The 25033-nt window shown below is 41.3% G+C and carries 20 protein-coding genes and 1 tRNA gene; 10 read left to right on the top strand and 11 right to left on the bottom strand.

Features of this window, described 5'->3' with window-relative positions; translation table 11 throughout:
* Positions 1–244: 244 nt before the first annotated feature.
* Both ACK4HU_RS21425 and uxaC read right to left on the bottom strand, forming a co-directional pair.
* On the bottom strand, positions 245–1066 hold the full coding sequence (locus tag ACK4HU_RS21425; protein ID WP_409810063.1) for an SDR family oxidoreductase: 822 nt from the start codon (positions 1064–1066) through the stop codon (positions 245–247).
* A complete protein-coding gene (gene uxaC, locus ACK4HU_RS21420; protein WP_409810060.1) occupies positions 1066–2505 on the bottom strand; it encodes a glucuronate isomerase in 1440 nt (479 codons plus the stop codon). The genes ACK4HU_RS21425 and uxaC overlap by 1 nt, the downstream gene beginning before the upstream one ends.
* A 182-nt stretch (positions 2506–2687) precedes the next feature.
* Here uxaC and ACK4HU_RS21415 point away from each other — a divergent pair, with 182 nt between their 5' ends.
* Positions 2688–3713: a LacI family DNA-binding transcriptional regulator gene (locus ACK4HU_RS21415; protein ID WP_409810057.1), complete on the top strand. Its 1026-nt coding sequence runs from the start codon at positions 2688–2690 to the stop codon at positions 3711–3713.
* A gap of 118 nt (positions 3714–3831) precedes the next feature.
* On the opposite strand, the gene ACK4HU_RS21410 is transcribed toward ACK4HU_RS21415, so the two are convergent.
* Positions 3832–5508, bottom strand: coding sequence for a RagB/SusD family nutrient uptake outer membrane protein (locus tag ACK4HU_RS21410; RefSeq protein WP_409810054.1), 1677 nt, complete (start codon positions 5506–5508; stop codon positions 3832–3834).
* Between the two features lie 19 nt (positions 5509–5527).
* Entirely contained in the window at positions 5528–8545 is a 3018-nt protein-coding gene (locus ACK4HU_RS21405) for a SusC/RagA family TonB-linked outer membrane protein (RefSeq protein ID WP_409810052.1), read from the bottom strand.
* A gap of 449 nt (positions 8546–8994) precedes the next feature.
* Here ACK4HU_RS21405 and ACK4HU_RS21400 point away from each other — a divergent pair, with 449 nt between their 5' ends.
* Positions 8995–11925 carry a sensor histidine kinase gene (locus ACK4HU_RS21400; RefSeq protein ID WP_409810049.1) on the top strand — a complete coding sequence of 977 codons (2931 nt, stop codon included), beginning with the start codon at positions 8995–8997 and terminating at the stop codon, positions 11923–11925.
* Complete coding sequence (locus ACK4HU_RS21395) at positions 11918–12664, top strand: LytR/AlgR family response regulator transcription factor (protein WP_409810046.1); 747 nt, start codon at positions 11918–11920, stop codon at positions 12662–12664. Before ACK4HU_RS21400 ends, ACK4HU_RS21395 begins: the two co-directional genes overlap by 8 nt.
* Positions 12665–12789: 125 nt before the next feature.
* On the opposite strand, the gene ACK4HU_RS21390 is transcribed toward ACK4HU_RS21395, so the two are convergent.
* The 3 genes from ACK4HU_RS21390 to ACK4HU_RS21380 form a co-directional block, all read right to left on the bottom strand.
* The gene (locus ACK4HU_RS21390; protein WP_409810044.1) at positions 12790–13587 is read right to left on the bottom strand and encodes a ribosomal protein L7/L12; all 798 of its coding nucleotides are present in this window, start codon (positions 13585–13587) and stop codon (positions 12790–12792) included.
* A 219-nt stretch (positions 13588–13806) separates the two neighbouring features.
* Positions 13807–15156: a Gfo/Idh/MocA family protein gene (locus tag ACK4HU_RS21385; protein ID WP_409810040.1), complete on the bottom strand. Its 1350-nt coding sequence runs from the start codon at positions 15154–15156 to the stop codon at positions 13807–13809.
* Positions 15157–15354: 198 nt separating this feature from the next.
* Positions 15355–16737: a DUF1080 domain-containing protein gene (locus ACK4HU_RS21380; RefSeq protein ID WP_409810037.1), complete on the bottom strand. Its 1383-nt coding sequence runs from the start codon at positions 16735–16737 to the stop codon at positions 15355–15357.
* Positions 16738–16908: 171 nt separating this feature from the next.
* Between ACK4HU_RS21380 and ACK4HU_RS21375 the strand changes: the two genes are divergently transcribed.
* Entirely contained in the window at positions 16909–18084 is a 1176-nt protein-coding gene (locus ACK4HU_RS21375; RefSeq protein ID WP_409810034.1) for a class I SAM-dependent RNA methyltransferase, read from the top strand.
* A 141-nt stretch (positions 18085–18225) separates the two neighbouring features.
* On the opposite strand, the gene ACK4HU_RS21370 is transcribed toward ACK4HU_RS21375, so the two are convergent.
* Both ACK4HU_RS21370 and ACK4HU_RS21365 read right to left on the bottom strand, forming a co-directional pair.
* On the bottom strand, positions 18226–18567 hold the full coding sequence (locus tag ACK4HU_RS21370) for a nucleotidyltransferase domain-containing protein (RefSeq protein ID WP_409810031.1): 342 nt from the start codon (positions 18565–18567) through the stop codon (positions 18226–18228).
* On the bottom strand, positions 18564–18965 hold the full coding sequence (locus ACK4HU_RS21365; protein ID WP_409810028.1) for a nucleotidyltransferase substrate binding protein: 402 nt from the start codon (positions 18963–18965) through the stop codon (positions 18564–18566). The genes ACK4HU_RS21370 and ACK4HU_RS21365 overlap by 4 nt, the downstream gene beginning before the upstream one ends.
* 309 nt (positions 18966–19274) lie before the next feature.
* Here ACK4HU_RS21365 and ACK4HU_RS21360 point away from each other — a divergent pair, with 309 nt between their 5' ends.
* The 6 genes from ACK4HU_RS21360 (at position 19275) to ACK4HU_RS21335 (ending at position 24107) form a co-directional block, all read left to right on the top strand.
* Positions 19275–19982, top strand: coding sequence for a 6-phosphogluconolactonase (locus ACK4HU_RS21360; RefSeq protein WP_409810025.1), 708 nt, complete (start codon positions 19275–19277; stop codon positions 19980–19982).
* Positions 19983–20403: 421 nt separating this feature from the next.
* Positions 20404–20477 (top strand) — tRNA-Asp (locus ACK4HU_RS21355).
* 313 nt (positions 20478–20790) lie between these two features.
* The gene (locus ACK4HU_RS21350) at positions 20791–21738 is read left to right on the top strand and encodes an acetyl-CoA carboxylase carboxyltransferase subunit alpha (protein WP_409810022.1); all 948 of its coding nucleotides are present in this window, start codon (positions 20791–20793) and stop codon (positions 21736–21738) included.
* A 179-nt stretch (positions 21739–21917) separates the two neighbouring features.
* Complete coding sequence (locus ACK4HU_RS21345) at positions 21918–22757, top strand: MBL fold metallo-hydrolase (protein ID WP_409810019.1); 840 nt, start codon at positions 21918–21920, stop codon at positions 22755–22757.
* The gene (locus ACK4HU_RS21340; protein WP_409810016.1) at positions 22747–23550 is read left to right on the top strand and encodes a patatin-like phospholipase family protein; all 804 of its coding nucleotides are present in this window, start codon (positions 22747–22749) and stop codon (positions 23548–23550) included. Before ACK4HU_RS21345 ends, ACK4HU_RS21340 begins: the two co-directional genes overlap by 11 nt.
* Complete coding sequence (locus ACK4HU_RS21335; RefSeq protein ID WP_409810013.1) at positions 23547–24107, top strand: 1-acyl-sn-glycerol-3-phosphate acyltransferase; 561 nt, start codon at positions 23547–23549, stop codon at positions 24105–24107. The genes ACK4HU_RS21340 and ACK4HU_RS21335 overlap by 4 nt, the downstream gene beginning before the upstream one ends.
* 90 nt (positions 24108–24197) lie before the next feature.
* On the opposite strand, the gene ACK4HU_RS21330 is transcribed toward ACK4HU_RS21335, so the two are convergent.
* Both ACK4HU_RS21330 and msrB read right to left on the bottom strand, forming a co-directional pair.
* Positions 24198–24425 carry a hypothetical protein gene (locus tag ACK4HU_RS21330; RefSeq protein ID WP_409810010.1) on the bottom strand — a complete coding sequence of 76 codons (228 nt, stop codon included), beginning with the start codon at positions 24423–24425 and terminating at the stop codon, positions 24198–24200.
* Positions 24426–24463: 38 nt separating this feature from the next.
* Positions 24464–24880 (bottom strand): peptide-methionine (R)-S-oxide reductase MsrB, encoded by a 417-nt coding sequence (gene msrB / locus ACK4HU_RS21325; protein ID WP_409810007.1) that lies wholly within the window; start codon positions 24878–24880, stop codon positions 24464–24466.
* Positions 24881–25033 lie beyond the last annotated feature (153 nt).

Here is a 25033-nt window from a genome sequence, read left to right as displayed (position 1 = left end):
GCCGCATATTCCTCCCCTCCCTTTAATAACCTGAAATCCGGTGGCCGAGCGAAGCCGAGGCCATTTTGATCTACTGGTAATAAAGCGGATATACATATTTATTAATAGTAAGATTCTTATTTCCAGGATTAATAATATGGATATTAAGAAATTAATTAACTGATATCAAGATATTGGGTTCGGTTGGCTTTCCAACTATTTCGCGAAGCGTATTTCAATTGTATTTTACGAAGTGTATCTCAATTTAAACCCCCGAATACGCACTGAATCCACCATCTAAGGGAATGATCGTACCCGTGACAAAAGCAGAGGCATCGCTGCAAAGCCATTGTAAAGTACCGAGTAAGTCCTCTGGTTTTCCAAAACGATTCATCGGAGTGTGGGTTTTGATTTGATTCCCACGCTGTGTCAAGCTGCCGTCAGATTCGGTAAGAAGAGTGCGATTTTGCTCAGTTAGGAAAAAACCAGGTGCGATTGCATTCACTCGAAATTCAGGCCCGTGCTTTTGTGCCAGCTCGACAGAAAGCCATTTGGTGAGGTTGTCGATGGCAGCTTTTGCGGAGGCATAGCCCATCACTCGAGTCATTGGTCTAGTCGCCGCCATGGAACTGATATTGAGAATGTTTCCTTTGTTCTGCTTCAGCATTAATGGAAGTAAAACTTTGATTGGAAGTACAGTGCCGAGATAATTCAGATCGATCACTTTCCTTAAGGATGCGGTATCCAAATCGAGAAAATTTTGGTCTGGTCGGATCACTGCACCAGGCATATTTCCGCCAGCTGAGTTGATCAGGACATCGATATGTCCATGCTGTGATTCGATGATTTTTGCAGCTTTTTCAAGTGATTCTTCATCGGTCACATCAGCGAAATAGCCGAAAGCTTTCCCTCCCGATGCATTGATTTCGTTAACCAATTGGTTTACTTTTTCCGGTGTTCTTCCGATAATTAAGACCTCGGCACCTTGATCAGCGAGATGTTTTGACATGGTTGTTCCTAGCACTCCGGTTGCTCCTGAATAAGCAATTTTCTTTCCTTCCAGGGAAAAAAGATTAGTTAGCGACATTAAAGTTTATAGTTAGTTGGAGAGAAATCGAAGTAATTTTTTGCGTTTTGATAACAAATGTCCGTGATGAGTTTTCCAAGCCATTTTTCATCCCAAGGAAGCTCACCGTTTTCGACGTCTTTTCCGAAAAGATTGCAAAGGATTCGGCGGAAGTATTCATGTCGTGGAAAGGAAAGGAAACTTCTTGAATCGGTCAACATACCGATAAAGCAACTTACCAAACCCATATTGGAAAGCGTGTTGATTTGCTTTTCCATTCCGTCCTTTTGGTCGAGATACCACCAACCGGATCCGAATTGAATTTTTCCTTTAATCGAGCCATCATTAAAATTGCCAATCATTGTAGCAAGGACTTCGTTATCTCTTGGATTGAGGTTATAAAGCACTGTTTTGGTCAATTGATCAGAGGAGTCAAGGTGATTAAGGAAGGCTCCAATTGCACTTGCCTGATCGTAATCACCAATGGAATCGAATCCGGTATCAGGACCAAGGGTGGAAAGCATTCTCGTATTGGTATTACGGAGCGCACCCAAGTGAAACTGCTGCACCCAACCTTTGGCGTGGTACATTTTGCAGAGTTTCTGAAGGGTTTTGAATTTGAAATGCTCGATTTCTTCCTTGGTGAGTGGATTTCCACGAAGGGCTTTTACTAAAATGGAATCCGAAGAAAGATGCTCATCTTTGGAGAAAACCAGATTCTCCAGTCCATGGTCAGATAGTCGACATCCTCTGCTATGGAAATAATCTACGCGATTGGATAAAGCCTCAATCAATTTGTCAAAGGAAGTGATCTCAAAACCTACGACACAGCCTAATTTTTTGAGGTATGCTCGATAGGTTTCTGGATTTTCTATTGCAAAGGATTTATCCGGTCGAAATGCAGGATAAAGTTTAACCGGCCTATCAGCTGAGTGATAACTGATATGATCTGCTAAATCATCGCATGGATCATCAGTGGAACAGACCACCTCAACTTTCATTTTTTCCAATAATCCTTGTGCTCGAAAATTCGGATTTTGAAGCATTTCGGAGGTTTGGTGATATATCTCCATCGCATTATCCCCATGAAGTAATTCATCAATTCCAAAATACCTTCTCAATTCCATGTGTGACCAATGATATAGCGGGTTTCTCATGGTATAAGGAACAGTCTCCGACCATTTTTGGAATTTCTCCTGATCCGAAGCTTCTCCCGTGATGAAATGTTCATTGATTCCAAGTGTTCGCATTGCTCGCCATTTGTAGTGATCGCCAGCCAGCCAGATTTTAGAGATATTTTCAAACTGCCTATTACCTGTTAGTTCGGAAGGTGGGAGGTGATTATGATAATCGATTATGGGGAGATTTTTAGCGTAGTCGTGATAGAGTATTTTGGCATGTTCAGACTGAAGTAAAAAATCCTCAGTCAAAAACGAATTTTGGGTTTGAGTTGAGATCATATTGCAGGTCAGGAGGGGCTTTAAAGAATATGTATTACTAAGCTAAATTTACCCTGAAATAGTCCCTGAGAGGTATTAAAATACGGAATCGTTTGCGATATTATTTAAGTGGATAAATTTCCTTATTTTAGGACAGTTGAATTTATTCGACAGAGTAATTAGCACTATTAACCCAAAACCCTATGAGTACCGGAGTCAATTTGAAAGCACTAGCAGCTGAGTTGAAGCTTTCTCCTTCTACCGTTTCGCGAGCCTTGAATGATAGCTACGAGATCAGCGAGGCGACAAAAAAGAAGGTTGTATTCATGGCTGAAAAGCTTAATTATCAGCCAAATCCATTTGCTAGAAGCTTGCGGGAAAACAAGAGTAAGACCATCGCTGTGGTGATGCCGGAGCGCATGAGTAGTTTTTTCGCCAAGGTAATTGACGGCATAGAAGAAGTAACCCAAGAACATGGGTATCATTTATTGGTGTATAGCACTCACGAGGATGTGGAGCGTGAAAAGAAAATAGTTAATCTCCTGATGAACGGTCGGGCAGATGCGATAGTAATGTCAGTATCCAGTCAGACGAGTGATATTTCACATTTGACAAGGCTGCATGAGAGAGGTTTTCCACTGATATTTTTTGATCGGATATGTTCGGAGATTCCTACCACCAAATTCATCACCAATGATTATGAGAGTTCCTATGAGGGGACTAAGCATTTGATTCAGCAAGGTTGCAGAAAGATCGCATTTCTGATGCTTTCCAAGGAATTGTCCATTACTAAAGAACGATACAGAGGATACCAAGATGCTTTGAAGGCTGCGGGTCTTTCTCCTACACCTTCTCTGCAGGTGACCTGCGCACATGAGGAGGAAAAAAACATTGAGGCAATCCGAACCATGCTGCTCTCCGAAGATCGACCTGATGGATTGGTTTCTTCAGTGGAAAAGCTTGCTTTGGCTACCTATCATGCGGTCAAGAGAACGGATATCAAGATCCCTGAGGATCTCAAAATCATCAGCTTCTTTTCAAATTTGAGTATTGCAGGTTTGTTGACTCCTTCACTGACTACTATCACGCAACCTGCCTTCACGATCGGAGAGGAATGTGCCAAGCTATTGATCAAGAAGCTCACCAAGCCTCGACAGCCTGATCTTCCTAATCAGTTGATCAGCATTCCATCAAAAATCACCATTCGATCTTCGACGATTGCGGTCTAGAGATTAGTTTAAAAATTTGTTTGGTTTCTTAAAAACGAAAAACAGCCCCGAACTTCGGAGCTGTTTTTTTTTAGACCTGGCAGGTTTCAAAAACCTGCCAGGTCTTTACTACTTCAAATTAATAACCAGTATTTTGTGGGAAAGCAGTTATACCATCTTCCGCTCTATCAATTTGATTTTGAGGAATCGGTCTTAAGACATGGAAGGGCTGAATATTTGGTGCAGCTTGAGCATTATGAAGTTTCACACGCTCTACTAATACACCCCAACGCTTCAAATCCAACCATCTGAACTGCTCTCCAGTCAATTCTCTTGCTCTCTCTTCCATAAGGAAATCCATGGTCATTTGAGCAGGAGTGATTTCCATTGCAGCTTGCTTTCCTGGGAATGCAGCTCTACGTCTCACCATATTTATTGCCTCAGTGGCCTCAGCTACTTTTCCCTGCTTTAATAATGATTCGGCTAAAAGAAGGTAAGTCTCACCCAAACGCATAGCAGGGTAACTACGTCCACCTTCAAACTGCGTCAAATCAGCTCTTCCTGGGTCCAGATGTTTTTTCAGACCAGGAAATAATCTTTCGTCATATCGGCTTGGTACTAGGACCTGATACTTTTTCTTTGCTCTTTCTGCCAAAGGCATTTCAAAACCAGGGATATAAATTGCTGTATCTCCCAATGCGAAAGTCACTGTAGGTTTAGAAAGATCAAAGGAGGTATTAAAGGTGCCTGGTCTATTAGAGAAATAGACATCAATAAAGGATTCTTTGTACCGGCTGTCGTTAACTCTGTCGGCAAAAACAGTGTTCAGCGCATAAGGAGTCAATCGATATCTTTTGAAAGGACGACCATTCTGCGTATCTCTTCTCATACCTGCCTGAACGTCATATTCCATTAGGAAAAACACGTGAGAATTGTTTCCTCCTCCATTGGTCAAGGGATCCCGAGTGTACTGAATTGACCAAATTAATTCGTCATTTCGCTCATTTCCAAACTGATGGACTTCGCTGTAGGAGGACAGAAGCCTGAAGCCGTAGTCATTGATAACACTTTTAAGAAGAGGCTCCGCACTCGCAAAATCCGTAGGCTTGGCAGCTTCAGAAGTAGCTCGAGTAATGAATACTTTCGCTAAAAGGTTCTGAGCTGTAGGTCTTGTCACTCTTCCAAACTGGTTGGATGCTTTGACAGCCTCAAGATCAGGAATTGCAGCCTGAAGATCCGCAACGATTGCATCATAGATTGCCGCAACAGGTGCTCGAGTTACTTTCTTATTTGGCACTTTATTTTCTGAAAGCTGTAAATCTACAGGGCCAAAGAGTTGAACCAATAGAAAATAGTGGTGCGCTCGGATAAATTTCACTTCTGCTAATCGTTGCTTTTTGATGGCCTCGCTCACTCCAGTTACATTAGCGGATCGGTCTATCACTGCATTAGCTGTGTTGATGCCACTGTAAAGTTCATCCCATAATTCACGAACATGACCATTTTGAGAATCAAACTGATTAGTATAGGTGTTCATGAATTTCCATGAACCATCCGCCCCATTGGTATAAATGTCAGTACCGAATTCAGTGAAATTATTACCTCTTTCAGTTCCGTACCATGATCTGAGTGAGGTGTAGGCTGCATTTACTCCGTCTTGGAATCCACTTGCTGTATTTAGGTAATCATTCCCGATTTGAGAGATTACATCTTCCTGTAAGGCATCTTGACATGAAAACGCGAATGAAAGCGTTAATGCCAGTGCACTTGATTTGATCCAGGATTTGATTTGATATGAATTAAATATGTTTTTCATAGTTCAATTTGCTTGGAGATTAAAACTTCACGTTGACGCCGAATGTAAACTGGACAACCGGAGGGGTTACATTAGCTGTTATCGCTCCTGCTTCTACACCTTGCTCACCATCCATAAATGTTTCAGGGTCAACTCCCTTGTGAACTCTTCGATATTCAGAGAAGATGAATGGGTTCTGAATACTGCTGAACACTCTCAGGCTGCTAAATCCAGTCTTTTTCAAAGTCAAATCATTGAAGGTATATCCAAAGTTGATGTTTCTGACCTTTACAAAGCTTCCATCAAACAGGTTCATTGAGGAATTGTATTTAGGGAATTCCTGATTTTCGTTTGGTCTAGGATAGGCATTGGTAGGATTGGTAGGAGTCCAGTAGTCCACAGCCAAGTTGTTGTATCGACCAAATAGGTTATTATTGGAGGTGTGGAAAAGGGATCTAATCATCGATCCTTGTCTTGTGAAAACAAAGAAGGAAAAGTCAAATCCTTTGAAAGCAAATCTATTGGTAAGACCCATGGAGAAATCCGGAACGGCTGAACCTAGGAACTGACGGTCAAGCGCGTTGATTCTTCCGTCACCATTGAAGTCCTCAACTTTAATTTCCCCAGGCTTATCACCAAAAGATGCAGCCAAGTCCTTCTCAGAAGTCTGCCAAATTCCAATTTTTCTCAAATCAAAGAATATTGTCAAAGGCTTACCAATAAATCTACCTGCTGCGATATCATCACCATTTGGTAGAGAAATAATTTGCTCTCTGTTTCTTGTGAAAATGAGATCGGTGGACCAAGTGAAGTCACCTTTTTCAATATTTAAGGTAGAAAGAGAAAGCTCTATTCCTTTATTTTGAGTCTCACCGATGTTTGTTATAAATCCTCCAAAACCGGTAGAGTTAGGAAGAGGCTGAGGGGCGAGGAGGTCAGAAGTATTGGTGACATAATATTCTAAGCTACCCATGACACGTCCTTTAAAGAAGGAAAAGTCTAAACCTGTATTGAAGGTTGTGGATGTTTCCCATCTCAAATCCGGATTTCCGATAGTATTTGGTCTAAATCCAAAAGCCGCTGTATTACCCCATGCATAGGATGTTCTTCCCAACAAAGCCTGAGTTTGATACGGGTTGATTGCCTGGTTTCCTATAGATCCGTAGCTCACTCTGAATTTCATTAAATCCACTTTGTTTGAATTTTTCAGGAAGGACTCCTGATGCATGTTCCAGCCAAAAGCAACAGATGGGAAATAACCGAACTTGTTGTTTTCACCGAATCGAGAACTACCATCTGCCCTCATAGTAGCTGTCAAAAGGTATTTTCCCTTGTAATCGTAGTTTAATCTACCCATATAGGATAGAAGAGACCATTCAATTAGGTTGGTATTGGCACCGGTAATCTGGGCGGCATCACCTAGTCGATGATAAAGTTGCGAAGGAGCAGGAATACCCAATACACTGATATTTGTTTCTTCCCTTCTGTCCTGTTGGAAGGATTGAAGTGCTGTGATATTGAAGTTGTGAACAGAATTGACTGTCTTATTGTAAGTCACAATGTTTTCCAAAGTGTAATTAAATTCAAAACGCTCAAAAATACTTCCTGTAGGAGGTCCCCCTCTTCTTGCATTGGTTTGGGATCCGGTAAAGCGACCGGATCTCCTGACGGACAGATCAGGACCAAAAACCACCCGATAATTCAAACCTTTGGCAATATCCCAGCTACCATAAAAGCTGGTAAACCCACGGTATCTTCTGGTTTCATCCAATATGGCACCGGGTACAATCTCTGCAAACGGATTGGTTCTTAAACCATCGGTAGTTGGTAAGAAGATCAAATTACCATCATCGTCATAAGGCTTTCCAAGTGGGTTTTCAGCTAAGGCACCACCCAATGGATTGAAATTTTCACCATTTCTATCGCTACGAGTGAATAGGGTAGATGTTCCTATTTTAATCTTGCTCGTGATAGCGTGATCCAAGTTTATACGGAAAGTATAGCGCGTAAAGTCCTGATTGTAAATGATACCCACGTCTTTGAAGTAGTTTGCAGATACGAAGAAGGTGGTTTTATCACTTCCTCCACTGACTCCAATCTGGTGGCTTTGAATATTTCCATCTCGCAATAATCCAGCTGGATAGTCGGTGCTTCTTCCTAAGGCGATACTTTCTAATTCGATAGGCTCAAAGATTTTAGCATCAGCGTCAGCTGTAGCAGGACCCTCTGGATATCTTCCAGTGGCTCTTCTGGATTCTCTTTTATACTCAGCAAAGCCTGGCCCGTCAAATACCTCAATTCTTCCTAACTCTTTATTGGAGCCATAATAGGAATCAAATGAAACGACGGTCTTGCCGACACTACCTCTTTTGGTTGTGATCAAAACAACACCATTCGAACCTCTTGATCCATAGATTGCTGTGGCAGATGCATCCTTTAACACTTCCATGGATGTAATATCCTGAGGGTTGATATCATCCAATCCACCTACAGTAGGAATACCATCGACTACGTAAAGCGGTTCATTGGAGGCGTTGAACGAACGACGACCACGAATACGAACCTGAGGTGCAGAACCAGGCTTAGAACCTGCCTGCGTCACGTCAACACCAGCGGCACGTCCTTGAAGTGCTTGTCGGGCATCAGTGATCGGAAGTTCCTGGATTTCTTTAGTTCCTACAGAAGATATCGCTCCGGTTAGCTGACTCTTCTTGACCGTACCATAACCTACGACAATGACTTCCTCTAAGTCTGAAAGGTCCGGTCTTAGGCTTACGTTTATCTGACCTCTGTTTCCAATAGTTTCCTCTATTGGATTGTATCCGATAAATGAGAATACCAGCACGCCGTTAGCTGGGCCCGAGATGGAATATTTTCCATCTAAATCTGTTGTGGTGCCTGTGGTAGTACCTTTAAGGAGAATGGTCACACCCGGAAGGGCGGATCCTGTTTCATCCGAAACGGTCCCGGTCACTTGGACATTCTGTGCTTGTGTGTAACCTACACTGAGCATCAGCATCAACACCACCGATAGAAGGGTGTAAAATTTTGTACGCATAAGTAAAGGGGTTATTGTTATAAGATAGAATTGGTTTCAAACATAAATTGCGCTTATGATAGTGATAAGCGGAAAAATTCATCGAATTCTTCAGGTAAAAGGTAGACAGAAGGATAGGTATGATCAAACTATTAAAACCCGTAATTACGGAATCGATTGCGAGCGAATTTCGGAATATTCGGGAGGTTCTAGAATATTATGTGGATGATAAGTTTCTCATCCATTCACTGAATAAAAGATCCTATTCAAGTGATTTATATTTCAGATTCTTCAAAAAAAACATGAAAATTAAAATAATTAATTAGTTTAAACAAGTCGATTTCATTTTGGATTACTGATAAGAATTCACCTTTTTTTTCTGAATTTTGTTTTATGTTAGGAGTAAATAGAGCCATTTCCCCAACAGCTACTTGTTTACCCGTAGATTAAAAAATATTTTTCTGGCAAGAATGAAAAAATTTGCAGGAATTAGTCCCGCGGTATACCTTTTTTTTTCGACACTATTCTTTTTCGAAATCGATTCCTTTAGTCAATCAGATCAGTTTTTTATTAGGTCTATTGCTATTCAAGAGGGATTGCCAACCAAGACAGTTTATGATTTGGCAGTAAGTTCCAAAGGCCATTTGTATCTCGGGACCAACTCAGGAATATTTAGATATAATGGGAAGACCTTTAGGAAAATCCAGTCTGATGCCTCTATAGATACCAACTTTGATAACATAATCGAAGATGAATCCGGAAAAATTTGGTGTAAAAACTTGGCTAATCAGGTTTTCTTCATAAAAAACGATACCCTAAGACTTGTTCCTGCATTGCAAGAAAGTCTTTCGAAAACTGGAAATCTCCGTCAGTTTGCCATTCATAGGCAAAAACTCTATTTGGCTTCAGGGAATTCATTTTTTTCATTTGATCCAGAATCAGATCAAACTGTTTTTATAGAGAGTTCAGATGCATCTCTTGGGTTGTTTCTTTCAGTATTTGAGGATAAGGATAGCTCACTCTATTATTTTAAAAGAGGAAAAGTCAAGGATATAGAACGGGGAGGTATTGCTCCTGCTGATCCCAGTTGGCTTTTTAGCGAAGGGGCAATTTTGAGTAATGAGCTATTTGCATTGGATCGAACCTTAAATGGAAAGATTTATTCCCTGTCAAATCAAAAACAGATCGAAACGCCTGCAATACCAGCGAATACAAACCTCTATTTTCCACGCGTTGCCGGAGAGGAGTTATGGATTTGTAGTAGCAGTGGACTATTTAGATATTCCAAAGAAACTAAGCAAGTGGATCAAGTCATTCTGAATGGTGTGAGGGCCTCAGATGTGGTGGAAGACTTCTCTGGGAATATCTGGATTAGCACGCTGGACCATGGATTGAAGATGATCGCTTCCGAAAATATCAGCTTCACTGATGCCAACGAAAACAATTTTCCAAACACAAAATTTCTAAGCTTATTTAAAGATGAGATACTTGGCGTTTTCGCAGGTACTAACTCAGGGAAGGTACTTTGGATGGATACCAATGGGTCGCTAGTCAGGGAATTTGACTCAAAAAATAACAGTGAAGTGTTGTTTGTATTTCCGGACGTAAAGAACTCCAGAGTATTTTACTCCCAAGGTTATTTTGATTTGGAGGGAAAAAATCACCCAAACTACTTTGGTAGAGGAATTACACTGGATGATAGCAATAATTATCTGATAGCAAATAATTTCTTGCATGGTTTATTTTCCCAAAGCTTAAAGGATACTGCTTCTATTTCATTTGGAGGGAGGTTCAATGTTGTACCTTTTTCACAGCACAACTTCCCCTTGCTAAGAATTAGTGAACGAGCGGGGCGTGCAGTTCATTTTTCCAAGTTTCATCAGCTCTACTATTTCGCAACCGTGGACGGACTGATGATCTACGATCAGGAAGGTGAACATTCTCAGCTTCTTTCCAAGGACGGAAATCCGATTTTGGTGAATTCGATGCGGGAAGATTCTCAAGGCAATCTCTGGATCGGAACTCAGCAGAATGGTCTTTTGAAAGTAAATGGAAGGGAATTGGTCGAGCAGTATAGAAGTGAAAGTGGTTTGGAATCTAATTTAGTCCGGAAAGTTCTCGTAAGAGATAATTTGATTTGGATGATCACAGATGTTGGAATTTTTACGTTAGACTCCAAAACTGGGAAAGCAAGTCGAAATCAGGTTTCGGATTATTTTCGGACGATTTTGGTCTATGACCTTATCCAAAATGGGAATGAAATCTGGTTTGGAACTTCCCAAGGAATATTGAAGTATGCTCCTGACAAAGAATTAAACATTCCTTCACCAATCTTAGAATTAGAAAAAACCACAGCTAATGGAGAGCTTTGGCAGGGAAAATTGCAATTCCCACACCAAGTTAGGAATCTTGTTTTTGATTTTGAAGTCATCCATCTCAGTGGAATGGGAGGGCAGGAACTTGAATATATCTTGTCTGGAAATGGTGGTAAAAACGATTGGATTTCAGTTCAATCTCCCGATTTTCAAATCAGTTTTCCGGCTCTATCCCCTGGAAATTACTCCCTCAAAGTAAGAGCAAATGTCAATCAATCTATTTCAGAAGTTATAGAGATTCCGTTCAAGGTTGATGGTCCTTTTTGGCTTTCTTGGTGGTTTTTTATTTTAACCATCCTATTTTTTGGGGTGTTGGTATTTGTTTACTTGGAAAAGTATAAAAGAAGACTCCGGCGTCGTCAAGTCTTCCGGGAAAAGTTGCTCAGTTCCCAACTGACAGCACTGCAAAGCCAAATGAATCCACATTTTCTTTTCAATGTCCTAAATGCAGTCCAAGGCTATATTTATTCCAATCAAAAAGCCTCTGCAGCTGATTATCTTGGGAAATTTTCTCAGTTGCTTCGCAAAACGCTCGATCAATCTGACCGTCAGTTTTTGACTTTGGAAGAAGAGCTGTCGCTGATTCGCCTGTATGTTGAATTGGAGCTTGTTCGATTTGAGGATGGTTTTGAATTTTTACTGGATTTGGAGGATAACATTGATATTCGGGAGATCAAAATTCCTTCGTTGATCATTCAGCCTTTTGTAGAAAATGCGATCAAACATGGATTACTTCATCAAAACGGGGCTAAATGCTTGAGTATAAAAATTGCAACTAAACCTAACCACGATTCCTTGCTCATAGTCATTGAGGACAATGGAATCGGTCGAGAAGCTTCCAAGGAAATCAATTCAAAACGAATCGGCCATCAATCCTTTGCCATCAAATCCATTGATTCGCGCATGGAGTTACTCCGGGAGCTTTTTGGGAAGGAGATCACCTATTCGATCCTAGATTTAATTGATCAAAGCGGGAAGCCTTCCGGCACTCTTGTATCACTCACCCTGCCCAATCTACATGAATAAGCCCATTACCGCCCTGATCGTCGATGACGAACCCATAGCCAGATTGTCACTAAGAGGCATTTTGGAAGAGTTTTTTCCAAATGTTTTAGTTATTGGCGAAGCTAAAAACCTCCCGGATGGGATTAAATTGATTCACAAATACCAGCCTGATGTGGTGTTTATGGATATCGAAATGCCGGGATTTTCAGGATTGGAAGTTTTGGATTTTTTTCCGGAGGGAAAACTTCCCAGTAAGCTTGTTTTCGTGACTGCTTACCAGGAATATGCGCTACGGGCTTTTGAGCTTTCAGCCTTTGATTACTTGCTCAAACCAGTCCAAAAAGAGGGGATTGCCCGTGCTTTGGAAAAACTTACTCCTACGGAAAAAGTGCAGTTGGAAATACTCAAGCAGAACCCATCCGATAAAATCACCAAAATCATCCTCCAAACAGGAGAAGGGATGCAGGTGATTGAATTAAAATCGATTATCTACCTCAAAGCAGATGGATCATACACGCATTTTTATTTCACAGGTGGAAAGAAAATCACCATTTCCAAGCGGCTATCCGAGTTTGAAAAGTTATTGACCCTTGGGAGATTTATGCGAATTCACCGAAGTCATTTGATCAATCTGGATCAAATTCAGAAGATCTCCAAGGAAAATGGGGGAGAGGTGATCATGTCTGATGGGGAATGTCTTTCGCTGTCTACTGAGAAAAAAGCGGTGCTATTGGAAGCGATGGGAATGGAGCGGCTGTGATTTATGATTTAAATTGATTTAAACCTGCCAGGTTTTTAGAAACCTGGCAGGTCTAAAAAAATCCGCTCCGTAAATCCGAAGCGGATAAATCTGAAAAGTCCAAAATCACCAAAAAATGGAAAGTCTTAATCTTTGATTAGTTCTACTTTTGCGCCAGCGGACAGAAGAATGTTCTGAATGGTTAAAGCCTCTTTCTCAGGAGCATTATCTCTCAATTTGTAAGGGGTATTACTGATCAGCTTAAGAATCTCCTCATCCGAACTTTCGGCATCGATATCATTGAATTTAATCCCTAACCCTAAGATGGTTTTAACTTCCTTCACAATTTTCAGCTTGTCGGACCCGATGCCAGTTAAAATCACATCATAACTTTCAACAATTACCTCTTTCCCAACTGCGGTTTCTTTGTTCTTTCCATCTTCATTGAAAGTAATACTGTATTTTTGGGAATAGACAGTTTGACCATCTTTGATAAAGTCCAAGCTAAAAATATAGGTTTGACCATCTGTGTCGCCTGTGAAGCCAAATTCTGGACTATGTACTTCAATATCTTTTCCGTTTTTGCCTTTTGATTTGACCGGAGCTAACTTGATCGGGTTGATTTGGGGATTACTTCCATTTTCATTTTTATCAAAAACTGCGAGTAGCGTATAACTGGAAAAAGTTCCATTATTTTCCACTTCGGCTTCTACTCGATAAACTTCTCCTTTTGCTCTGTAGCGCTTGACCACCCGACATCTTCTGGGGACAGCTTCAAAATCGGCCTTAATTCTTTTATTTCCATTCACAGGGATTAATTCTGCGTAAAAGACTTCCTCTTGTTCAAGCAATAAGTCTTGGTTTGTTCCGGTCTCCTGCACACAGGAAAAAAGTAGGAATAAGAGAAGGATGAGGTTCAATCCTTTAAGTAGTGTTCTTGTCATATGATATAAGTTTTGTTACAAGGACGAAAGTAGCAGTGCGTTCTTACTGACTCAGATCCTTTTCATGAAAAAGGCAGATGACTTCACGAAAGGGAGAAAAATCTTCATGAGATCTTTGAAGAGAGCTTGCTTCCTAGTGAAAAACACCTAAAAAAAACACCTGCCATCGAATCGAAAGCAGGTGTCTGATATTAAGAAAACCAATTTTTGTTTACGTATTTAGATTTTTGAAGGCTCCCAGCCTTTTTCATACTCACGAGTCCAAAGTGCTTTTGCCTTTTCGGAGTTTTGGATATGGCCGTTTTTAGGATCGCAGGCTAAAGTCTCGCCAGTTCGGCTGCTGATATTTGCCAAATGACAAAGGAGTGTGGAAACCGCACCATCCTCGATGTTGGAGTTTTGTTTTTCTTTTCCACGGACAGCATTGAAGAAATTGACCACATGTGTGGTGCTCATGTCACCTCCGCCACCAAGTTGGGTTCCGCCTTCACTGCCACCGCCCATGTTTTCCTTCACGAGTTTCCCGCTTCGGTCAAACTGCTTGTATCCGCCTCGATCCACATACACAGAACCTTCCGTTCCGTAGATAATCGTTCCTCGATCGGACCCATAGGTTTTATAGCTGTTTCGGCTTTTTCCATCCCATTGGATGATCTTATTGTCACCAAATTTGAAGGTTGCATCCATGGTGTCATACATGGTCCAGCCATCTTCCGGATAGTGCATTTTACCAGCCACTACCATCACCTCACTTGGATAATCCACTTGAAGTGCCCAACGAGCGACATCAAGTTCATGGGTAGCATTGTTTCCGGTTTCGGCAGTACCATAATCCCAACCGTACCAGTGCCAGTTGTAATCCCATGTATCGTGCATGTAAGGCTTACGCGGAGCAGGGCCTTGGAAAAGCTCCCAATCCAAACCTGCAGGAGCGGCCTGAGCTTTAGGATTTGGAACAGCACCTCGGTTGTTGCTGTAGAAAGCTTTTGCCATAAATGCTTTTCCGATGGCGCCGTTGTGAATTGCAGCGATGATTTCTCGACTCTCAGGAGCAGATCGCTGCTGATTACCCATCTGTACCACCTTGTTGTATTTCTTTTGCAAGGCAATAAGCAATTCACCTTCACGAGGATTGTGTGAGCAAGGCTTTTCCACATAGACATGTTTGCCTCGCTCCAATGCCAACCAAGTTCCGGGTGCGTGCCAATGATCCGGCGTAGCATTGATCAGGACATCCACTTCTTTATCATCGAGGACTTTCATGATGTTTTGCTCCTGCTTGGGAGCATAAGTAATGTGTTTCTGGAAGTTTTTGGCTGCTTTTGGCATCTGAGATTGCATCGCATCACAGATGTAGAGCAAGTTTACATTGCTGGAAGCCAGGCCTATTGGCTCATAAAATGCGCCCAATCTTCTACCCAATCCCACGATGGCTACATTCAGGCGATCATTAGCTCCGATGATTCTGTTGTAGGATTTAGCCGAACAGCCAATTGCTCCCAAAGCTGAGATACCCAAAGTAGCAGCTGCGCTTTTCTTTATAAATTCTCTTCTGTTTTGCTTACTCATTTGTCGATGGGATTATTTTTGATTATCAGCTTCTTTGCCAGAATAGCAAAACGGTTCTTGGAAATGGGACAACTCTAACTTTTCAGACCATCTTCGGTCGCCTGTACTGAGCTTAGTCGAAGTATCCGTCTCCGGTCTTCCAGCCCCACTAACCTATGGAATATTTGTCTACTGGTAGAATAGCGCTTATCTATAAAATTAATTAAGTGTCTTGATTTTGATGTTTTTGAAACTCACTTCATCGCCGTGGTCTTGAAGTAGAATATGACCCTCGGCAGCTTCTCCGAAATTTTCCCAGATCTTGTATTTGCTTCCAGCGACTAAGTCTTTGTATTCCTGAGAGCCTCTTACATATTCCAGGACTTTGACTCCATTTAGATAATGTTCAACTCTGTTGTCAGGATGAACAACCACTCTACCTTTATTCCATTCGCCGATTGGCTTCATGAATCTAGGCTGCTTATCTGCTTTGATCAAGTCATAAAGTGAAGCCAAGGTCCGATTTCCGGCAATTCCCATTTTTGCATCAGGATGCTTTTCGTCATCCAAAATCTGGTATTCCAAGCCGATTGCGGAGCCTTTATTACCTTCAGATAGGGTCACAAAATACTTCAAACCACTATTTGCTCCTTCTGTCAACTTAAATTCAAAAACTAAATCAAAAGCCGAGAACATTTCTTTGGTCACGATGTCACCTGCATTCTGTGATTCGCTTCCGTCAGTTTTGGCAATAGTTAGAATACCGTCTTTCACAGACCAACCAGATTCAGGAAACCCCTCTCGTCTTGCACTTTTCCATCCGTCACTGTTTTGACCATTGAAAAGTAATCTCCATCCACTGGCGATCTCATAATCTGTTAAGGAATTCAGTCTGTTGTTGACCACTGGTAAGTCAGAGGTGAAAGGCTGTGGCACTAGATTTTCGGTTTGAACTTTTACATTCTTGAAGTAGGATTTTCTTCCTGCCATTGTAGAATCACGGATGCTATGCACCTGAAGGCCAATGAAACCGGTTTTGTCCATATCATCAACCACATAGGCAACTTCCTGTCCATTGATCCAGGTTTTGAGCTCATCACCAATTGCTTCAATACGGTAATGGTTGTATTCCCCCATTTTGAAGGCCGACTTTGCAGCAGGATTTAATTCCAAAGGATAAAGCCAACCTCTACGTGCTTCGTCGTAGATTCCGCCGGACCAGGCTCTTTCTGTTGGATCTGCTTCAATTTGGTAACCGAACACAAGGCCTTTCCCATCTCTTGCTGCGGGGTCAAACTGACCACGGGCCATCACTCCTGAATTACTTGTGATATCTTCTATTTTGAGGTCAAGTTCCAAAATGAAATCGCCATAGGTGGCTTCCGTGATCAAAAATGTATTGGGCGAACCCGCAACAGATGTTCCGATGATTTCATCACCTACGACCTCGAAGGGCGCTGTACCGGCTACGACTTTCCAACCGCTGAGGTCTTTGCCATTGAATAATTCTGTCCAATTGTCTTCAGTCCTATTCTCTTGCGAGCAACTGAACATGGCTAAACCAGCGAGGGCGAAAAGGCTTTTTCTTAGGGTGTTTTGCATGAATTTTTTGTTTTGGGTTAGGCTAAAATTCCAGATAAAAGCCAGCAGGGGCAACAAATCTGAATTCCAATTTACGGAATCGATTGCGAGTTATTCTTACTAAAAGAGGATTAATGGTCTTTTGGAGCTTTTTAATCGGAAAACTCCCAAAGGTCTTTCTTACTTTTGTGCATGCTTGATTTTAACCAAAAAGGAAAAGTTTTTATCACATGTAAGGATCGCTCGGTCAGTTATCTAGAGAAGGAAGTTCGAGAATTGGGTTTTGTGCCGACTTCTGTTATTCGAACAGGCATTGAATTGCAGGCAAGTTTGGAAGACTGCATGGATCTAAACTTACACTTGCGAACTGCCTCTCATGTGCTCTTTGAGCTTAAATCTTTTTACCTCCAAAATGCAGATGACATCTATCGGAAGTTCAAAGCCATTCCTTGGGAAGAGTATTTGGATGTGGATGGATACTTTTCTGTGAACTCGGTAGCTGAAAATGAATCGATCACGACTCCCTTGATTGTGAATGTCAAAGTCAAAGATGCCATAGTAGATCGGTTTCGTGACTTGAAAGGGAGAAGACCGGATTCAGGCTCTGATTTTTCAGGTTTGGTGATTCAGGTGTATTGGAAAGAAACCCAAGCACAAGTCTATTTGAATACTTCGGGTGAAACCTTAGCCAAGCATGGCTATCGCAAAATTCCAGGAAAGGCTCCGATGATGGAAGCACTTGCGGCAGCGACGATTTATGCCACAGAATGGAACACCCGGGTTCCTTTTATCAATCCCATGTGTGGTTCCGGGACTTTGGCTATAGAAGCGGCGCTCATGGCCACTAAACGTTATCCGGGATTATTCCGCGAACATTATGCTTTCCAGCATATTTTGGGATATCAGGAGGAAGCTTTTTTGGCCAAAAAGAAAAAGCTCGAAAGCAAAATCGTGGAGGCAACAGAAGTCAAAATTATCGCTTCGGACATTTCCTTGCAGGCAATTTCCTTCGCCATGGAAAATGCTGCTTTTGCAGGTGTGGATCACCTGATCGAATTCCAAACCTGTGATTTTGCAGAGACGGAAATCCCTGAAAAGCCGCGAGGTGTGATCATGTTCAATCCGGAATACGGAGAGCGATTGGGAGAGAATGAGGAATTGGAAATCACCTATAAGCGGATGGGAGACTTCATGAAGCAGAAGTGTGCTGGTTATCGGGGCTATATTTTTACAGGAAATCTGGAGCTGGCCAAAAAAGTTGGACTCAAGGCAAGCCGTAGAATTGAATTTTGGAACGGAACGATAGATTGTCGATTGTTGAAGTATGAGTTGTTTGAGGGTACTCGGGAACCGAGGGAGGGAAAGTAGGCAGTGGCAGTGGTCAGTTGGCAGTAGTTTGGCAGTAAGTATTCTTTGTGAAAGTACCGTATGGAGTAAGTCAGCTTTGGATACACGTTGAAGGAAGGACGGTCAATGGGATAGCTTTTCAAAAACTCTTAAAATCGAGATTTAATTGGTACTTCTATAGATCCTTTTTCCGACACGTTTAATATGTTCTAAAAGGGAATCATTTTGGATTTGGTGAAGGATTGCGACGTCAAAAAAGTAAGGCTGATAACTGTCATCCAAATCATTCCAGAAGGAGAGTTGGTCTGTTAGTTTGAGGCCCTTTCCCACCAAGACCAAATCCACATCACTACCGGGCCGATAGTTTCCTTTAGCCCGGGATCCATATAAAATCACTTCTTCAATTGCAGGATTTTTTCGTGCAAAGCTCCTGATTTCTTCCAATTGCTCATCTTTTAATCCCATTTCGGATGCGGAGATTTCTTGTAGGGTGAATGGCGTCATTGAGTTTCTTCCAGCTTTGTGATCAGTTGCTTAAATAGCGAATAATACTGATTAATAACATCTTCCTCAATTGATTCTGCAGTGTCTTGATTATAGGTGTGGGCTGTCAGATTTCTGCTTTTAACCATATCCATCCAGGTATCTCCATTGGAAATCAAACCAACTTGAAAAGATTGTCGAAGGGTATCCTTTGAGCCAATCAAATCTGTGTATCCCTTTTCAATCAAATAATCTTTCAAAGTAGTCCAAGCCAATTCATATGTAAACTCAAAAGCTTTGATCAGACCCTGCCGTTCCAACTCATTCAAATCAGGAGTGTTAACAGCCTTTTCCAATTGATTGAATGCTTTTTTGAAATTCTGAAACCGTTGCTTCCAGCGGACATCCTTGTTTTCCATGCATTTAATTTAAGCACATCTAATTGAATGAAAAAATATTGGGTAGTCATAGGTAATATGTATAAAACCCATGTCTTCCTAATAAGCAAATTTTATTAAGTTTCACCAAGACTTGGTTTCATAGGTTCACCAACTAGAGCTCGGTGTCCGTTAGTTTTGTTCTTTTACTTCCCTGAATAACTAGTAATCCGGTTGGTGAGCAGCCTGCAGTGGTAGGAAAACAAGGCCATTTTGATCTACTGGCGAAGAAGTGGATAATCAAATTAATAATCAGTTTTGATTATAAAAACGAATACAAATTCTTGATTTATGAACATTCAATATTTTTCAAATTTCTCAGAAATGAGCAAAGCGGGATTTGAGATTGTAAGGTCTGAAATCGAAGCGAAACCTAATTTATTATTTTGTGTGGCTAGTGGAGGATCTCCTTCAGGGTTTTATGCTGAGATGGTCGAGCATCAAAAATCCAATTCAGAGTTCTGTTCCCAACTGAAGGCTATAAAACTGGATGAATGGGGTGGATTGGAAAAAGGATCCGAATTTACTTCAGAGTTTGATGTTCAGACCAAGTTTATAAAGCCACTTGGAATTTCGGACGAGCGCTATTTGACTTTTGATGCGTTTACGGAAGATCCTAAAGCCGAATGTGAACGAATGAAATCTATTCTCGAAGTGGAATCGATTGACATCTGTATCCTAGGGATAGGAGTCAATGGGCATATCGCACTGAATGAACCTGCTGAGTTCTTGCAACCAAATTTCCACATCGCCACCTTGGCAGAATCCACACTTAATAATGGGATGATAAAAACGGTGAAACAACCACCAACTTTTGGAATGACCATGGGAGTAGGGGAGATTCTTCGATCCAAGAAAATAATCTTGTTTATCGCTGGATCTGGCAAAAAAGAAGCATTTCAAAAACTATTAAAAGGGGAAATCTCAACTCAATTTCCGGCCTCTTTGCTGTGGTTACATTCCAATGTGGATGTCTTGGTGGATCAATCGGCCGTATAAAACCAAAGTTTAAAGGGTTTTTGGCAGTATTTCAAAAAATTATTTCTTTGAAATAGAACCAGATAAGGGAAACATCTAAAAATATTCGAAGCAGATATTGCAGGGAAAGTCCAAATACCTACCTTTGCATCACTTCAAACGAGAAGGACAAAAAAACGGAGTGGTAGTTCAGCTGATTAGAATGTCCCGATTTCTCGGGAAGGTCGCTAGTTCGAAGTTCAACTTTCGAAAAGAATAAATAAAACGGAGTGGTAGTTCAGCTGGTTAGAATGTCCCGATTTCTCGGGAAGGTCGCTAGTTCGAAGTTCAACTTTCGAAAAGAATAAATAAAACGGAGTGGTAGTTCAGCTGGTTAGAATGTCCCGATTTCTCGGGAAGGTCACTAGTTCGAAGTTCAACTTTCGAAAAGAATAAATAAAACGGAGTGGTAGTTCAGCTGGTTAGAATGCCTGCCTGTCACGCAGGAGGTCGCGGGTTCGAGTCCCGTCCATTCCGCATAAAGCCTTAGAGAAATCTAAGGTTTTTTTGCTTTAAAGAAGTTCTGGACGTTTTCGGCTGGTTAGATTTTCACTTTTAATCACCATAATTTTAATTTCTAGGCTTAGTATGGATTCTTTCATCATCCAGCACCAACGATGTTGCGAATTGGTTTGAAAGTCAATTCATTAGAAGTTCATAAAGCCATTTTTTTGACAGTTTTCAATCATTTTTGAATTAATTCCAAAGGCCCCAATCTCCAATTCCTTATCGCACTTTTATTGCCCATTGAGAGATATCCTTATCTTTGCCATTCCCAAAAATCAACAAAATGGTATTAGAATTCGAGAAACCCATTGCTGATTTAGAGCAAAAACTTCAGGAGATGAAAGACCTGGCAAAAGGTCGAAACATAGACCTCACCAGTGATATCAAATCCTTGGAAGAAAAGATTCTTGCTTTGAAAAAAGAGACTTTTGAAAATCTCACTCGTTGGCAGCGCGTACAACTTTCCAGACATGCTGATAGACCTTATGCGTTGGATTACATCTACGAAATCACCAACGATTTCATTGAGCTTCACGGAGACAGAAGCGTAAAAGATGACAAGGCGATGGTTGGTGGTTTAGGAGATATTGACGGTCGCACCGTTATGTTCATCGGTCAGCAAAAAGGTAGAAATACAAAGCAGCGACAAGAGCGAAATTTTGGGATGGCAAATCCAGAAGGATATCGTAAGGCACTTCGATTGATGAAAATGGCGGAGAAATTCGGAAAACCAATCGTGACTTTGATCGATACTCCGGGAGCTTTTCCAGGTTTGGAGGCTGAAGAGCGTGGTCAAGGTGAGGCAATTGCAAGGAATCTGAGAGAGATGTTCATGCTAAAGGTTCCTGTAATCTGTATTATTATCGGAGAAGGTGCATCTGGTGGAGCATTGGGGATTGCGATTGGAGACCGAGTTTTTATGTTGGAAAATACCTGGTATTCAGTAATCTCTCCTGAGTCTTGTTCTTCTATTCTTTGGAGATCTTGGGATTACAAAGAGCAGGCAGCTGAGGCATTAAAGCTTACCGCAAAAGATATGAAGGGCAATGGTCTGATCGATGATATTATCCCTGAACCTCTTGGAGGAGCACATAAAGATTTGAAGTGGATGGGCAAAACAATCAAGGATGCCATCCTTCATTCATTAAAAGAATTAGACAAGCAAAAGCCTGAAAAGCGAATCGAATCTCGCATTGACAAGTTTTGTGCAATGGGAGTTGTCGTTGAATGATGAATTAAAATTATATGCTTCGACTGCTGTCACACTGAGCAGCTTGTCCGCCGTGGCGGAAAGTCGAAGTGTCAGAACAAGAATAAAAGATTGCGGAAACGCGTGAACCTTGAATAAACCAAAAAGCAATCTTATACCCTATAAGGTTGCTTTTAGTTTTTTACCCAAAACAAACCCAAATGGAATTATACAGCGTCAATACCGGATTTTTCAAATTGGATGGAGGGGCCATGTTTGGTGTGGTGCCGAAGAGCCTTTGGTCACGGACAAATCCCGCTGACGAAAATAACCTCTGTACTTGGGCCATGCGAAGTCTTTTGGTAGTAGATGGTGATCGAATTGTGCTGATTGACAATGGAATAGGAGACAAGCAGGATGCCAAATTTCTCTCTCATTATTACCTTCATGGAGAAGATTCGCTCAAAGGAAATCTCCATCGGCTTGGAGTAAATTTTCATCAAATCACAGACAATTTCCTGACCCACTTACATTTTGACCATTGTGGAGGTGGAGTGAGTTATGGTTCACATGGTCAATATGAGATGACTTTCCCAAGAGCAACATACTGGTCAAATGCCGAGCATTGGAAATGGGCAACCATTCCAAATCCAAGGGAAAAAGCCTCATTTCTTACAGAAAACATTCTTCCGATGCAGGAATTGGGACAATTACAGTTTTTAAACCTGAGTCAAGAAAGTCTTTTTCCAGGTTTTGACTTTATCACTGCTGATGGTCATACCGATAAGCAGATGCTACCTAAGATTCAATACAAAGGGAAAACAATTGTTTTTGTTGCGGATTTATTACCGTCAGTTGGTCATATACCTTTGGCCTATGTGATGGGGTATGATACGAGGCCTTTGCTTACTATGAGTGAGAAACAAGCATTTTTGGAAGAGGCTGCTAGAGAAGAATACATTCTATTCCTCGAACATGATCCCGTAAATGAATGCTGCACGGTGAAGATGACTGATAAGGGAGTTCGTTTGGATCAAACCTTCAGAGTCGATGAAATCTAAGGTTAAAGTCGGAATCGCGTTATCCGGGGGAGGAATACGGGGGATTTCTCATCTGGGGGTATTGAAGGCTTTAGGCGAGATTGGGATTGTTCCGGCGAAAGTCTCCGGAACTTCGGCAGGAGCAATTGTCGGAGCAATGTTTTGTCAAGGATACCAACCCGAAGAGATTCTCAAAATCATCGTGGAAACGAATTATTTCAAGTTTATGCGTCCAGCGATCTCTTGGAATGGAATTCTGAAAATGGGAAGTATTGGAGAGCTGTATAAGGTTTACCTTCCGCATGATGATTTTGCACAGCTGAAGATTCCTCTGGCAGTGGCGGCAACAGATATTCAAAGAGGAAAGGTTGTTTACTTTGACGAGGGCGAATTGATTAAGCCAATCATGGCCTCCAGCAGCATCCCCGGGATGTTTGAACCTATTGTAATAGATAATAAATACCTAGTGGATGGGGGAGTGTTGAACAACCTGCCTGTAGAACCCTTGGAAGGAATTTGTGACTTTGTCATAGGAGTCAATTGCAATCATTTGCCGGAAGAAAGCAACATCAGCAATATGAAAAAGCTGATCGAGCGGGCAGTGATTATGTCTATGAATTACAATGTCTACAGCAGAAAGTCAAAATGTGATTTCTTCATTGAGGCGCCTGGATTAGGGAAATATGGCGTGTTTGATATCAAAAAAGGTTCTGAACTTTTTCAGGCTGGCTATGATCAAACCATGAAAGTAATTGAAGAAAATCCCGCTATTTTAGAATTAGCAAATCCCATCACCAAAAAGATAACAGTATGATGAAGGTTCTTTCCAGATTCGTTTTTTGGATTTCCGGTTGGACTCTTAATAATCAATGGCCTGAAGGCTTGAAGAAAGCAGTTTTAATTGCTGTCCCTCACACCTCCAATTGGGATATCCTTTACGCACGAGCTGCTTTTTTCCTGATGGATATTCCCGTTCGGTTTACCATCAAAAAAGAAGCGATGGTAGGTCCTTTGGGTTGGTTGTTGAGTGGATTAGGTGCGATTGCTATTGACCGAAAGCGAGTGCCGGGAGGGCGAAAACAAACCTACACCGAGGCGATGGTCGGCATGCTGAATGCCCGTGAAGAATTGGTGATTATGGTCACGCCGGAAGGAACGCGGAATGCGGTAAAGAAATGGAAAACAGGATTTTATCATATTGCACTTGATGCAAATGTTCCAGTAGTAGTTGGGTATTTAGATTATAAAAAGAAGGAAGCAGGAATCGGACCATGCATCTATCCTAATGGAGATATTGATGGTCAAATTGAAGAATTAAAAGCCTTCGGAAGGACGGTGACTGGGAGACATCCGGAGAAAGGAATTATTTGATTTACGAGTTTTGATTTACGATTTACGAGCTAAAATCCTGTATTTGATTTTCAATTAAAGGAAAAGGAATTAAAACAAGGTGCCCCTTTTTCATTTATATCGTACTTTCAAATCTTCTACTGTATATAAATCTTCCTCCTCCTTTAAAAATTCATAGGGTTTTCCTTCTTCAACCAATTTTTGGATTCCAAGATTTAAGGTTTGCTCCTCAAGTTTATTAAGTATAAAGTCCGCAAAGTCTTTCACCTCTTGAATTTTTTCCAAAGGGAGTTTATCAAGAATGACCATTGTATTATTAATCGCTTCTTCTTTTGTCATGACTTCATTGGATTAATTCAAATTCAATCTAAAAAAAATCAGCCTTTTTTAAAATCCATACTCAGTGAATTTATGCAATAACGGATACCTCCCTGATCTTTTGGACCGTCTGGGAAACGATGTCCTAAGTGCCCGCCGCATTTACCGCATACAATTTCTTCTCGGATCATGAAATGGCTATAATCCATATTCACCTCAATGGCTTCAGGACGGACTGGTTCGGTGAAACTTGGCCAACCGCAACCGCTGTCATATTTTTTTGAGGAATGAAAAATCTCATTTCCACATCCTTTACATTCATAAATGCCTGTATCCTTGTTGAGATAGTATTGACCCGTGAACGCTCGCTCAGTGCCTTTCTCCCTAAGTACATGATAGGCTTGGGGATCCAAAATTTCTTCCCACTCGGATTCAGACTTCTTAATTTCGAAGTTTTTTAGTTCTTTCTTTTTCATCCTAAATTTTTCTAGAAAACCCATTTTTCAGCTTTAAAGTTTAGAATCCTAATTTGCACGGGAAACCCAATGTGTCTATCCGCAATTCTGCCAGTAGCCAAATTTTATTAAGTTTCACCTCGACTTCGCTCGGTGTCCGTTAGTTTTGCTTTT

Source organism: Algoriphagus sp. (assembly GCF_046296635.1).
GTDB lineage: Bacteria > Bacteroidota > Bacteroidia > Cytophagales > Cyclobacteriaceae > Algoriphagus.
This window is presented reverse-complemented; position numbering and strand designations above follow the sequence as displayed.

Coding starts and splice junctions, on each gene's coding strand:
- ACK4HU_RS21425 (WP_409810063.1), bottom strand. CDS start 1,066: ATGTCGCTAACTAATCTTTTTTCCCTGGAAGGAAAGAAAATTGCTTAT.
- uxaC (WP_409810060.1), bottom strand. CDS start 2,505: ATGATCTCAACTCAAACCCAAAATTCGTTTTTGACTGAGGATTTTTTA.
- ACK4HU_RS21415 (WP_409810057.1), top strand. CDS start 2,688: ATGAGTACCGGAGTCAATTTGAAAGCACTAGCAGCTGAGTTGAAGCTT.
- ACK4HU_RS21410 (WP_409810054.1), bottom strand. CDS start 5,508: ATGAAAAACATATTTAATTCATATCAAATCAAATCCTGGATCAAATCA.
- ACK4HU_RS21405 (WP_409810052.1), bottom strand. CDS start 8,545: ATGCGTACAAAATTTTACACCCTTCTATCGGTGGTGTTGATGCTGATG.
- ACK4HU_RS21400 (WP_409810049.1), top strand. CDS start 8,995: ATGAAAAAATTTGCAGGAATTAGTCCCGCGGTATACCTTTTTTTTTCG.
- ACK4HU_RS21395 (WP_409810046.1), top strand. CDS start 11,918: ATGAATAAGCCCATTACCGCCCTGATCGTCGATGACGAACCCATAGCC.
- ACK4HU_RS21390 (WP_409810044.1), bottom strand. CDS start 13,587: ATGACAAGAACACTACTTAAAGGATTGAACCTCATCCTTCTCTTATTC.
- ACK4HU_RS21385 (WP_409810040.1), bottom strand. CDS start 15,156: ATGAGTAAGCAAAACAGAAGAGAATTTATAAAGAAAAGCGCAGCTGCT.
- ACK4HU_RS21380 (WP_409810037.1), bottom strand. CDS start 16,737: ATGCAAAACACCCTAAGAAAAAGCCTTTTCGCCCTCGCTGGTTTAGCC.
- ACK4HU_RS21375 (WP_409810034.1), top strand. CDS start 16,909: ATGCTTGATTTTAACCAAAAAGGAAAAGTTTTTATCACATGTAAGGAT.
- ACK4HU_RS21370 (WP_409810031.1), bottom strand. CDS start 18,567: ATGACGCCATTCACCCTACAAGAAATCTCCGCATCCGAAATGGGATTA.
- ACK4HU_RS21365 (WP_409810028.1), bottom strand. CDS start 18,965: ATGGAAAACAAGGATGTCCGCTGGAAGCAACGGTTTCAGAATTTCAAA.
- ACK4HU_RS21360 (WP_409810025.1), top strand. CDS start 19,275: ATGAACATTCAATATTTTTCAAATTTCTCAGAAATGAGCAAAGCGGGA.
- ACK4HU_RS21350 (WP_409810022.1), top strand. CDS start 20,791: ATGGTATTAGAATTCGAGAAACCCATTGCTGATTTAGAGCAAAAACTT.
- ACK4HU_RS21345 (WP_409810019.1), top strand. CDS start 21,918: ATGGAATTATACAGCGTCAATACCGGATTTTTCAAATTGGATGGAGGG.
- ACK4HU_RS21340 (WP_409810016.1), top strand. CDS start 22,747: ATGAAATCTAAGGTTAAAGTCGGAATCGCGTTATCCGGGGGAGGAATA.
- ACK4HU_RS21335 (WP_409810013.1), top strand. CDS start 23,547: ATGATGAAGGTTCTTTCCAGATTCGTTTTTTGGATTTCCGGTTGGACT.
- ACK4HU_RS21330 (WP_409810010.1), bottom strand. CDS start 24,425: ATGACAAAAGAAGAAGCGATTAATAATACAATGGTCATTCTTGATAAA.
- msrB (WP_409810007.1), bottom strand. CDS start 24,880: ATGAAAAAGAAAGAACTAAAAAACTTCGAAATTAAGAAGTCTGAATCC.